The organism is Myxococcales bacterium, assembly GCA_016699535.1.
Lineage (GTDB): Bacteria > Myxococcota_A > Polyangia > Polyangiales.
On record CP064980.1, the window covers coordinates 4,007,615 to 4,018,871 of the forward strand.

14 protein-coding genes and 1 pseudogene are annotated in these 11,257 nt (G+C 62.6%); 6 read left to right on the forward strand and 9 right to left on the reverse strand.

From position 1 onward, the window contains the following. Position 1: 1 nt before the first annotated feature. The gene (locus tag IPJ88_18890; GenBank protein QQR90175.1) at positions 2-514 is read right to left on the reverse strand and encodes a hypothetical protein; all 513 of its coding nucleotides are present in this window, start codon (positions 512-514) and stop codon (positions 2-4) included. Positions 515-756: 242 nt separating this feature from the next. Between IPJ88_18890 and IPJ88_18895 the strand changes: the two genes are divergently transcribed. Together IPJ88_18895 and IPJ88_18900 are read left to right on the forward strand one after the other, a co-directional pair. Beyond that, positions 757-1,644, forward strand: a complete 888-nt coding sequence (locus tag IPJ88_18895) for a hypothetical protein (GenBank protein ID QQR90176.1) — start codon at positions 757-759, stop codon at positions 1,642-1,644. Next, entirely contained in the window at positions 1,632-2,159 is a 528-nt protein-coding gene (locus IPJ88_18900) for a hypothetical protein (GenBank protein ID QQR90177.1), read from the forward strand. Before IPJ88_18895 ends, IPJ88_18900 begins: the two co-directional genes overlap by 13 nt. Before the next feature lie 835 nt (positions 2,160-2,994). On the opposite strand, the gene trxA is transcribed toward IPJ88_18900, so the two are convergent. Then, positions 2,995-3,339 carry a thioredoxin gene (gene trxA, locus IPJ88_18905; GenBank protein ID QQR90178.1) on the reverse strand — a complete coding sequence of 115 codons (345 nt, stop codon included), beginning with the start codon at positions 3,337-3,339 and terminating at the stop codon, positions 2,995-2,997. A gap of 127 nt (positions 3,340-3,466) precedes the next feature. Beyond that, positions 3,467-4,120 (reverse strand): OsmC family protein, encoded by a 654-nt coding sequence (locus IPJ88_18910; protein QQR92085.1) that lies wholly within the window; start codon positions 4,118-4,120, stop codon positions 3,467-3,469. Positions 4,121-4,278: 158 nt separating this feature from the next. On the opposite strand from IPJ88_18910, the gene IPJ88_18915 reads away from it, so the two are divergent. From IPJ88_18915 to IPJ88_18925, 3 genes are read left to right on the forward strand one after another with little or no spacing between them, the layout of a single operon-like run. Then, entirely contained in the window at positions 4,279-4,464 is a 186-nt protein-coding gene (locus IPJ88_18915; GenBank protein QQR90179.1) for a hypothetical protein, read from the forward strand. Then, a complete protein-coding gene (locus tag IPJ88_18920) occupies positions 4,373-4,582 on the forward strand; it encodes a hypothetical protein (protein QQR92093.1) in 210 nt (69 codons plus the stop codon). Before IPJ88_18915 ends, IPJ88_18920 begins: the two co-directional genes overlap by 92 nt. 56 nt (positions 4,583-4,638) lie before the next feature. Next, positions 4,639-5,163, forward strand: coding sequence for a sigma-70 family RNA polymerase sigma factor (locus tag IPJ88_18925; GenBank protein QQR90180.1), 525 nt, complete (start codon positions 4,639-4,641; stop codon positions 5,161-5,163). A gap of 57 nt (positions 5,164-5,220) precedes the next feature. Here IPJ88_18925 and IPJ88_18930 read toward each other — a convergent pair whose 3' ends face one another. The 6 genes and pseudogenes from IPJ88_18930 to IPJ88_18955 all read right to left on the reverse strand — a co-directional run bounded on the left by IPJ88_18930 (position 5,221) and on the right by IPJ88_18955 (position 10,692). After that, the gene (locus IPJ88_18930; GenBank protein ID QQR90181.1) at positions 5,221-5,778 is read right to left on the reverse strand and encodes a peroxidase-related enzyme; all 558 of its coding nucleotides are present in this window, start codon (positions 5,776-5,778) and stop codon (positions 5,221-5,223) included. 86 nt (positions 5,779-5,864) lie between these two features. Continuing rightward, on the reverse strand, positions 5,865-6,275 hold the full coding sequence (locus IPJ88_18935; GenBank protein QQR90182.1) for a hypothetical protein: 411 nt from the start codon (positions 6,273-6,275) through the stop codon (positions 5,865-5,867). Then, positions 6,272-8,038, reverse strand: coding sequence for a serine/threonine protein kinase (locus IPJ88_18940; protein QQR90183.1), 1,767 nt, complete (start codon positions 8,036-8,038; stop codon positions 6,272-6,274). Before IPJ88_18940 ends, IPJ88_18935 begins: the two co-directional genes overlap by 4 nt. 852 nt (positions 8,039-8,890) lie before the next feature. Beyond that, a complete protein-coding gene (locus IPJ88_18945) occupies positions 8,891-9,091 on the reverse strand; it encodes a hypothetical protein (GenBank protein QQR90184.1) in 201 nt (66 codons plus the stop codon). A gap of 559 nt (positions 9,092-9,650) precedes the next feature. Beyond that, a pseudogene (locus IPJ88_18950) lies at positions 9,651-9,998 on the reverse strand (4Fe-4S binding protein). After that, positions 9,910-10,692 carry a hypothetical protein gene (locus IPJ88_18955; GenBank protein ID QQR92094.1) on the reverse strand — a complete coding sequence of 261 codons (783 nt, stop codon included), beginning with the start codon at positions 10,690-10,692 and terminating at the stop codon, positions 9,910-9,912. Before IPJ88_18955 ends, IPJ88_18950 begins: the two are co-directional and overlap by 89 nt. 100 nt (positions 10,693-10,792) lie before the next feature. On the opposite strand from IPJ88_18955, the gene IPJ88_18960 reads away from it, so the two are divergent. Next, positions 10,793-11,077, forward strand: coding sequence for a hypothetical protein (locus IPJ88_18960; protein ID QQR90185.1), 285 nt, complete (start codon positions 10,793-10,795; stop codon positions 11,075-11,077). The last annotated feature ends 180 nt before the right edge of the window (positions 11,078-11,257 follow it).

The following is an 11,257-nucleotide window of genomic DNA, read 5'->3' on the forward strand; positions in this document are numbered from 1 at the left end:
CTTAATCTTCCTTAGCTTCGTCGTGTTTATGCTTAGGTTCATTCCCCCCCGAAGCGGATACGACGTACGCTGTGGCCGCACCGTGACGGTAGACAAGCTCCCCTCCGGCTTGTCCCGTCCGGTAGCCAAGCCCAAACACAACCAGCGTGCCCAAGGTCGCTACCGCAGCCAAAGGCAGACCCGCTTTTTTATTAGCAGCCACGAAAGCTACTAACATAAGGGCAAGTACGATACCGCTGCCCCATACAAACGCTTCTGCAGCTTCCTCATGCTCTTCAATTAAATGTTCAGAAACGATTTCTTCGACCCTTTCTTCTTCTGCTTCGCCCGATCGCATACCCATGATGCCAGATCCAAGCAACATGGCCTGGAGAATGAGCGCAATCACCCAACTTCGAGCAGGAAGCCACTTGCGCCACCACGCGATCAGCAAGCCTGTTGTGATCAAAGGCATGAGTACACCCAAAGCAACTGGTAAATGAACAAGTTTCGGATGAAAGAACAGGGTATCCATAGTCGGCACCTCCGGCACTGAAAAGCGTGATTCTGGACCGCGATGCTACTCCCAAAATGCTGGCAAGCTCAATGATAAAGCATTGCGCCCGAGACGGTATCTGAGCTTGATCGGCAAATAATTGTGGAACTTTGCTTGGTCAAACACAACTATTCCGCTAAAAACACATATAATTCAAAAACTTGTGACTTTGCTGGAAGCTCACCTTGCCTTTTGCGCGACACCAATTCATGTGAAAGACCATGCTGTATGTTCAAACGGCTCGCCGCCCAAAGCAGCCAGGCCCAGAGAACGTTCTTCGTTTCTTTCGCGCTCCATGGCTGAGCTGTAGTTGCGCACTGCTTTGCGCGTTCTCCCTTCTGAGCACCAACGCTTGCACTCCGGATGTACAGGAAGGGCCATCGCTTGATGCTCAAACAGTGCATGACGAGCAGCTTGTGAGCGCGCAAGTCGCACCTGGTGATGCCAAACCCTTTTATCAGCCGAGCACCAAAGCTCCAAGCTGGAGCGAACCCGGTTTGATTCTCTCAGGTTTTATCACGGCTGGGGCCAAACTTCGAGTAAGCACCGTTCACCGCATAAGCGATACCCGCGCCTGCGGTTATTTCCCAAACACGACGCAGACGCCCTGTACCGCGAAAGGGTGGGTGGGTGTGCTTCTTTTTTCTGAAGACGAGCTTGCAGCACGCAGCAACGTTTTTTTGCGCTTGGAAGATGTCACGCTCTCGGTCGATTTGGATCAAGTTGAAGCAGCCCTCATGTACCAAAACAGTGTGCAACGGCCTCCCGTTGTCCATTTTGACTATCTTAAAAAACAGAGCGTTCGTCGTTTTCGCTTTGGACCAACAGCCGCTCTTTTTGACATGGGCGAAGACAAAAGGTTAAGCGATTGGACTTTTGGTATGTCGCCCGACAGCAGCGCCACGAGCTCCTGGATTACGCCACAAATTTCCGGAGAGCTTTTGCTCGTTGACAATGAGCGGATCAAAATCTCTGCCTCGAGCGTGAAGCACCAAGTTACGGTCCCTTTTCATTCTGCGTGGATACCCGTACCGCAGGCAAAGCAAACCCAGAACAATTTAAAGGCCTGCTTGGCGAGCTTGCCTCTCTTTTGGGCATGGACGAGATAATGCATCAACACGAGCTTCTCGCCCCGCAAGTTCCCAATGGTATCGTGGAACTTTTTACAACAGTTGTCGTTCTTGTTTTGGTGATTCTCATTGGCGCAATCGGCCTTTCTACAATCGATTCATCCAACCCACAAACGAGCTATCAGGGCGGTCAAGGTGCAGCTCAGCCCACCTACCAAGCGAGCCCAAGCGCAACGCCCTTTGCCACCAGCTACACGTTACTGGGCAGTCAGCTCGGAGCGACCGACCCCAGTGCCGCGACCGATTGCCGTGTGTTTGCAGAGTCGACAGACAATAAATGTTATTGTCGTTGTTTTGAAAGCAATGGCTGGCGGGTCACCAATAGCGTAGCTCAGCAAGAGTGGATTTATGGCTGCGAAGTCGATCCGGCTCACCCGATCGATAGTGGCTGCGCCTTAAACAATGATTTTTGCTTGCCGGGTGCAGCAATTCAGGACCGCACTCAACAATTTCGACTGTTTGATGGCTTTTTCGTCCAGCCGCCCACCAATTGATTAGTCCACGGGCTGAAAAAACACTGATTACGACAAGTCCGGACGAAAGCCTTTTAAGCTACTTCCAAATACTTCAAGCTGGTTAGCTCCCGGAGTCGGAGTACGCCGAGTGCAAGGAAGTTTGGCCGAAGACGTAGGATTTCTACTTCGAGGTCAAGCTGACGCCGCAATCGGCGTGCTCTGATTACGACGAGTTCAGACGAAAGCCTTTTAAGCTACTTCCAGATACTTCGCTGGTTAGCTCCCGGAGTCAGAGTACGCCGAGTGCAAGGAAGTTTGGCCGAAGACGTAGGATTTCTACTTCGAGGTCAAGCTGACGCCGCAATCGGCGTGCTCTGATTACGACGAGTCCGGACGAAAGCCTTTTAAGCTACTTCCAAATACTTCAAGCTGGTTAGCTCCCGGAGTCAGAGTACGCCGAGTGCAAGGAAGTTTGGCCGAAGACGTAGGATTTCTACTTCGAGGTCAAGCTGACGCCGCAATCGGCGTGCTTTGGCTCCGGGAGCAGGACTCGAACCTGAGCGCCGACATAAATGCCGGAGACTTAAATGTCTCCGGCGCAGAGGCGCGAGAACCGGGTTGAAGTACATTGCACTCTTCGACGTATTTGGCTCCGCATTCGGAGCTGGTTGCGAACCCGTTCGCAGGGCTCTCGGCGGGACGGGTTAGCTCCGCTCGCACCGTCCCGGAAATGCGAACGCCTGCGAATCCAGGCGGTTGGGCGATGCGACCCGGGACACTCACGGATTCGCACGGTCCCGCGGCGAATGCGGCGGCGACCCGTCGCGTGCCCGCTTCGTGGCCGGAGACGGAGTGCGGGGGCCCGCCAGCCTTGCTACCCTGCGGCGCGACTGGAGGGTTCGCTTCGTAGGACGTCCTCTAGAAACGCCTTGAGCTTCTCCTTCGGGGTCGTTCCGACCGGGCCCTTCACCACCTTGCCTGCTTTCATCACGACGATTGTGGGGATCGAGCGTACCCCGTATCGACGCGCAAGCTCCGGTGCCTCGTCCACGTTGAGCTTGGCGACTTTCACGCGGCCGCTGTACTCGCGCGCGAGTTCGTCGATGGTCGGCGCAATGGCGCGACAGGGGCCACACCACGGTGCCCAGAAGTCTACGAGGACTGGCGTCTCGGCTTCCAGAACCTCGGTCTGAAAGCTCGCGTTCGGACAGGATAACAACGTCTTTGCTGGCCATGTTGGGCTCCCTTCCTCTCCAGGGTCTCGAAGGGCCTCTGGTCGTTACATCCGACTTGACGGGCTCGCGACCGTGGCCAGCGAGGACGGGCGTCTTGGGTAGGCGCGAACGTCAACGCAGCCGCGTGTCGATCCGCATCTCGGCCGTGAGCGTTCGGCGCACCGGACAACGGTCGGCGATCTCCAGCAGCCGGGACTTCTGCTCGTCGTCGAGAGGCCCGGCGAGTTCGATCTCTCGCTTGACTTGCTCGATCATCCCCTTCTTGGTGTCGCAGTCGGCGCAGTCAGCCGCATGAATCCGGGAGTGCCGGAGGTGCACGGTGACGCCCTCGAGCGGCCACCGCTTGCGATCGGCGTAGAGCCTGAGCGTCATAGACGTGCACGCGCCAAGAGCCGCGAGCAGGTAGTCGTAGGGCGACGGACCAGTGTCGGTGCCGCCGAGCGTGATGGGTTCATCGGCGCGGAGCTGGTGCGCGCCTACCGGACGTCCTGTCCGAGCCCGGACCGCCGTCCACGTACCACCACGACTCCTGCATCGATTGCTGCGGCGGTCTCGCCCATTGGATTTAGCATCAGTCCTCGGGAGGTCGACTTCGTTACGCGGTGCCGCCCGCTGTAATATCGGTCGTCGTCGAGACCTTCTCCTGAGCAGCAGCCACTCACCACTCAGGAGGAAATACGACATGACCGCTCGAATCAACGCTACGACCGACACCACCGCCCCCGAGGCCACCAAGCCCGTCCTCGCCCAGCTCAAGCAAGCCATCGGGATGATCCCCAACGTCTACGCCACCATGGGGCACTCGCCTGGGTCGCTCGTTAGTGCCCTCGCGTGGGGGGAGGCGATCGGCAAGGGGACCTCTCCAAGCGGGAGATCGAGCAGCTCAATCTCCACGTCTCGAACTCAACGGCTGCGCGTACTGCGTGAGCGCGCACAGTGCACTCGGCGGTCGGGTCGGCCTGAAGCCCGAGGAGGTCATCGCCGCTCGCGACGGCGTCGGCAGCACCGAGCGCGAGAATGCGCTCTTGGCCTTCGCTCGCCGGGTCGTACGAACCGGCGGCGCGTGCGAGCACAGACCTGGCTCGTCTGCGCGAAGCGGGCGTCAGTGACGCGGAGGTGATCGACGTGCTCGCCGTCGTTGCGCTCAACGCGTTCCGGAACTCCGTGAGCATCGTGTCTGAAACGGAGATCGATTTTCCGAAGGCACCGCGCTTGCCCTCGCCGTAACCGGCCAGCGACGTCGACTGTAACGTTGTCCGGAGATTCGTGACTCTGACGAAAGAATGCAGAGCGAGACGCGACCAACGTTCACGTTCACGGGCTGGGTCTCTGACCTGGCCCGTAAACAGACACGCGCGCTCATGAGCATTGCCCGAACGGAGGGTGTCACCGCCCACGATGCGCTCGACGCCGTTCAAGAGGCCTTCGAGACGTTCCTGCGTCTCCCCCAGGCGCGCGCGCTCGTGGGCTCGGGTGACGAAAGCCGCGCATTGATGGCGGTCATCGTCCGAAACGCCGCACGCAACATGCGCCGCCGACACCATCATGCGCGACCTCACGTCTCTCTCGAGGACGAGCGAGAGTTGACCCACCCCCTGGCCGGCGTCGACGAGCTGATGGCCCAGGCCGAGCAGCATGTGCAGCTCCAGGGCTGTGTGAACCGCCTGGCTGAGATCCAACAGCACGTCGTGCGGATGCGGATGCTGGAAGAGGCCTCGGGAACAGAGGTCGCGTCGCAACTTGACCTGCAACCAGGCCACGTCGCCGTCCTTCTGCACCGCGCGAAGAGGAGCTGCTCCGCTGCATGATGCAGTAGCCGAACGCCCGGTCTCGCCAGCAGTCACCATCAAGGCCCCCGGTCGCGCTCATCCCCCGCAGGTCGCGTGGTAGTCGGTCTCGACCTCGACGCCGAGAAGCAGAACGAGGCGATTGACGAACGAGAAGTAGGCGACCGTCAGGGCTGCGTCCAGGATCGCCCGATCGTCGTACCCGAGCGCGCGTAGCTCGCTGACCTTCGCCTCACCACAATCCCTGGTTCCCGCGCAGCCCGCTGGGGCCCAGCGAAGAAGGGCGTGATCCGCCACCGGAAGATGCTTCGGGATTTCTCCTTTCCCGAGGCCTTCCACGACCGCAGCATCATCGCGGAGTTGTCGCAGTGCTTCGCCGTGGTGAGCAACGCAGTAGGCGCAGCGGTTGACCTCCGAAACGACGACGGCGATGCGCTCTCGGGCGACACGGCTCAGCGTCGAGCGCGCAAAAACGACCGACTTGTACAGCTCGAGATGCGCCCGCAGGGCACGCGGGTTGAGAGACTGCACGCGGTGCACCTCCGCGATCCCGCCGCGCGCTGCGCCAATGGCGTTGTAGAGCTCGAGAAGCTCGCCTTCCGCTTGCTCGGGCGGGATGGTCTTGATCCATGACATGTTGCACCTCACCGTTTCGCAGGCGCCACTGGGCGCGCGGCACGAGGGGTCATGACTCCTCCGGCACGAGAGGACGCTTCCGACCATCAGCGTCCTCTTCCACCAGAAGGACATGACAACCGCCCCGCTGCGTCGTGAGATAGCCCTCTCGGTGCGTCAGAAGGTCGAGCGCCGCCCGCAGCGCGCTCTTGCGTGAAGCGCAACGCTTCGCCGTACGCGTCGAGCGCGTGGTCGTCGAACCGCGGCGCGACGAGGATTCCTCCGGCAAGCTTACTGCGCGGCGCGGCAGCTGCACTCGAGAGGCGGGCGACGAAGGCGCGCACCGACTCGGCGCTGCCTACGGCAATGCGCTCGATCACGTGGAGCGCGTTCCCGTCCGGCCCGAAGGTGACCGCGTCGAACGCCCCCACGTTGCTGTCGGGAACGGCGAGCGTGTGATGGAGTTTCACCGATGTCACCGCGCCCAATGGCTCGATCATCGCGCGCCACTTGCTCATCCGACGAAACTGCTCGAACTGGTGCGTGACGTCGACAAGGAGCCAGCGCGCGAGGCCAAGCGCGGATCCGCATCGAGAAGCGAGCGCACGACCGACTCGGCCGGAAGCTCGGAGGTGACTGACGTGGCGGCCAGAAGCTGCAGCATCTGCGCCTGCGCCCGCGAGTCTGACCGCGCGGCGTTCGGGCTCGCCTCGGTCGCGCGAACTACCTCCAACGCAAATTCGCGTAGCTGCTGTCGGTAGGTTATCGCCGGAAATGCGTTCCGGCGGTCCTCGACGCTTACGGTGGCTCCAGTGGCGGCGACCCAGTCCTCCCAACGCGTCCCATCGGCGGCTCTGGGCCATCCGCTTCCGAAAACCTCGAGGATGCGCTTGCCCTTGCTGAACAAGAGAAAGGCAACCTGGTCGTTGCGACGCAGACGGACCGTGCCGTCGAAGCCCTCCCCCTCGAGTCGCGTCGCGAGCTGCCGCACATCGACGATCGCGGCGTCGAGCCCCGACAGTCGGGGCGCGCTGGGCGCAAGAAGAGGCGAGGAGGGCCACGGCACGTGGCTCAAGGTTCGGTGGACAGCTGAAGAGGGTGACATCCGCAGCGCCCGGCAGCTTCTCGATGATCGCGTCCCCCGAAGCCCCGATGCGACATCGAAGGCCTGAAACAGGACGCCGTCGCAGATGAGCGCAACCGCCCGGACAGCTCGACGGCCCCGCAGAAGGCCGGAGCATGCAGGGGCCGGTCGAAGAGCCGTTCCAATAGCCGCGGAACATCCTGCCGACCGAGCGCTCGCGATGGCCACCCCCCTTGCGACCTCTCCGACGATGGCATGAGGGCTCGTCCCGTCGACGTGGAGCGTCGGGGCTCGCAAGAGAGTCGCGCCGGAACCGGACACCGGCGCCTGCGGCCCCGCGACGCTTGCGGCTGGGCGGGTGGCCAGGAAGGGCTGGAGCGCCCGCGCCATCTCCCCGGGCGCTCGGAAATCGAGCGTCGGGATCCTTTGCGAGAGCCTTCGCGAGGAGAGCGTCGATTCTGCCGACACCCCGGCAACCTGACGGCTCGCCGGCAAGGGTCGCTCGGCCTGAACTTTGCTCATCAGCTCGTACAGCGACTCTGCCTCGAACGGAGGTCGCCCGACTACGCATTCGTACAGCACGGCGCCGACGGAGTAGAGGTCCGCTCGTACGTCGATCGGTCGACCTGCGAGTTGCTCCGGTGCGGCGTACTGGGGCGTTCCGAGCACCTGGCCCACGCGTGTGTGCGAGGTTCGACCCTGGACGCGGGCGATGCCGAAGTCGGTGACCTTGATGCGACGATCCCTCGTCACCATCAGGTTCGCCGGCTTGACGTCGCGATGGGTGATTCCGGTACGGTGGGCTGCCTCGAGCACAGAGAGGACCTCGAGCCCGACCCGCGCCGTCTGTTCCACCGAGAGGCGCTGGTGCTCCGCCAGCACGGCCTCCAGAGCGCGACCGTCGAGCCACTCCATGGCGATGTACGGCCAGCCGCCCTCCGTACCGACGCGATGCACGACCGTCACGCCCGGATGTGAGAAGGCGGCAGCGGCCCGCGCCTCCTGCACGAAGCGCCGAAGCGCATCCTCTGCATCACGCTCCGGGAGTGACTCGACAAAGCTCGCCTTGATGACTTTGATTGCCACCTTTCGGCCGAGCTCGATGTCTTCCGCTTCGTAGACCTCGCCCATGGCGCCGGCACCGACTCGAGCGAGGATACGGTAGGGAAACGTCGCACTGGGTGTATCGGGCAACATGGCGTCGCTCTCCTCCGGCGAGTCGCTCTAAAAACGTGCAAGCCCCAGTGCGCAATGGCGGCCGCCACGCCCATCACGCCCATCGCGATCATCATCTTGTCGTGGATGCAGAGCCCCTTCTTCGCCTTGCAGCCATCGATCGGACACATCTTTGCCATCGTGACCTTCTCCTTCTGGCGCCCAGTTGCGCTCGAAGCAGAGTCTCGAGGGGCCGCGCGATCGTTACGTCGGGCTGTTGGGCTGCCTTTCGGGGTGATTACGGACTGTTGGGCCGCCTCTGCTCATCGCCCGACCTCCACAGTCCCCGGCGGGGGTGCCGCAGGACGCGCGCTGAGGTCGACAGGAAGGCCGAGTTGCGCCCGATAGCTCTCCTCGCCAGCGTGGTTCAGCTGCCAGTACGGGAGACGAGTGGTCGCCAGAAGCCGAGCCTCCTCTCCGTCCGAGGTGGTCCACCCGAGGACCCGCCGAGCGCCCCCGCTCTCGACCTCGAAGGTGCGCCGGTATCCACCAGCTGTGAGCACAAAGCGCGTGATCGGAACGCCAGTACGCATCGCAGCCTCTCGCGTGATCGTTGCCGGCACGGGCGCAAGCGGCACGTGGGCGCGGCGGAGGCGCCACAACGACGGAATCAGCGAGCCTCCGAGGAACCGCCGGCGGCGAATGCGCCGTCGAGCTCGCGGAGTTGACTCAGGAGCGCGTCTTCGTAGAGCGTTCCCGGAGCTGTCGGGATTCGCCGAGAGATCTCTCCCTCGCTCGCGAAGTACGATGCGAGTTCCTCGGCGACCGCGTCTCGCCCCGGCCGGATGGCATGAAACACTTGGCCGCACCACTCCTGCGCCGTCAAAGTGATCTTCACCGGTGAAAGCGCTCCGACGAGGGTCCCCAGTCGTCGATAGGAGAGAACACAGACGTCATCACTGAGTAGGGATAGATGCCCGCGAGAAAAGTGAGGTTCGCGTTCAGCTTGAGCACGTCGATCCGATCGGGCGCGGTCGCGTCGTCATCCTTGATGCGCGTTCTGCGGTCCATCGGCTCGGTCACGTAGGTGAGCACGAGCTCGCCCGTGCGCAGCCTCGCCGTAGCGCGCGACGGTCATTCGGTAGCCCGACAACTCCGCAGTGCCGTCAAACCAGGTGCCACGAAATCGCTCCGATGCGGAGGTGCGCGGCGGGGCCGACGTGGCGTCATGTACGCGGCCACGCCTCGCGACCCACGCTTTGTCCACGACTGCTGAGGCACGCGCTGATGCCGACGGTCAAACCGAGCAGACCGACCGCGGCCTGTCGCCACCCCGGCGCGAAGTGTGTCCGGCTCGTCATGATCGTCCTCCAGATGCTCGTACAGCCGCGTGAGCCGCCGCGGCACGGCGGCGTTCGGCGTGGAGAGTGGAGCTCGCGATCAGCCGATCGACCGAGATGAGCTCGCCATTCCGATTCACCTGGCCAAACTCGAGGACCCCGGTAGGACAGACCGCGACGCACGCGGAGCACCGGACGCACTGCGGATCCTCCATTGGTACGCCACGGCTCGCAAAGCCCATGACGTCGATCCCCTGGTGGCAGGTCGCAGTGCACGCACTGCAGGAGATGCACTTCTTGCCGTCAGCGATGATCCTGAACCGCGAGAACCGCCCGTAGATGTGCATAAGCGCCGCGAGCGGACAGGCGAAGCGACACCACAGGCGCCCGGAGTAACCAAAGTACAGCCCCGTTCCCAGTGCTCCGCGAGTGCGAAGTCGACCACTGGCTTCCAACCGCGGACGAGCAAGCCGTCGGACCACGCAATGCTCAGCGCGCTGCCCGTGGTCCAGCTCGTCACACGAAGGAGCAACATTCCGAAGGCGACGAGGAGGAGCACCTGCCCGAGCGCATTCAGCCGGTTCCACCCTCGGCCGTGAGGCATCTTCTCGCGGTGCCGGTCCCCCATCGTCTCCGCGAGCGCTCCGCACGAGCAGATCCATCCGCAGTACGCCCCCTTACCCCAACGCCAGACGATGAGGGGATGATGACGAAGGTCTGGACGCAGCTGATGATGAGCCACACGGTGTGAGGCTGCGCGGTGAACACGTTCCAAACAAACAGCGGCCACGCCAACACGAAGCCGTAGGCGCGCCAATACTCGCGCCCGTTTGCGTCGTAGTCAGCGAGTGGGAAGAGTGCATCGGCGATCGACTTCCAAATGCCATCGTCCCATGCACCGAGGCGACCGAACCAGGGCAACAGGATCTCCGGAAGGACGAAGAGCAGAAGGCACTGAATGAGCATCAGCGTCAGCGTCTGTCTGAATACGTAGGGCGTTCGGCGGCGGCGAATCCTCGCAACGCCGAAGACGACCACGGCGATGCAGTACAAGAGCGTGATGTAGAAGCCGATGCCGTTGGACGCTGAGGCTGCGATGGCTGTCGAAAGCGTGCTCGACGTCTCCGTGGCGCGCGTCGAAAGCCAATGAGCGGGCAAGATTCGACGGATGCCCAGACGTCCGGAAAGCACTCGAACGCCTTCATCGCGCACAAGAACGCCGCGGAGAAGGCGGAACGCCGCCACGCCGAGCCACTGTGTGGCACGGCGCTCGCCGCGGATCGGAAGTCGAGACGCACGAAAGAACTCGAGCGGCGCATCGCGCCTGATGAGGACAAGACGCGGTCCCGCGTCCACCGTGGACGCCTCGCCGCGTGCCGACCTTCAGCACGACGGAGTACGCCATATCTCGACGACCGTCGACTTGAGACGCGCATCCAAGTGCCCGGACCGGCTCATGGCCTCGATTTGGGCCGCGGTGGACGGCTTGACGCGTGTGAGCCCTTCACCTCGATGCACCAGGGTCACTCGGCGCCGGCCTCCCGGCGAGCGCGAGCGCCGCCGCTCTGGCGGCGCTGTCTCCCCTCCACCACAAACCACCCCACCCGACGACGACTACACGTCCGCCAGAGGTTTGGCGGGATCAATCCCAGGCGGTGGAGCACGTGCGGTCGGTCCCTCCGGCGACGCCGAGCCTCCGGTGGTTCCGACTTCTGCCCAGCGCGATGATCACTCGCGCTGAGCACCGCAGCGGCGCTTGGTCGGCCTCAACTCCACCCTGAGGAAGTCGCCTTCACGGATGATGCGGCGCGCGGTCCCCTGACGATCGGAATGTCGTGGTGACCCGCCTGCGCTCCAGTTCGTCGAGAAGTCCTTCTTTCACTTCGGCGCTCACCTGGAGCGTCGAAGTCGGTTCCATCTC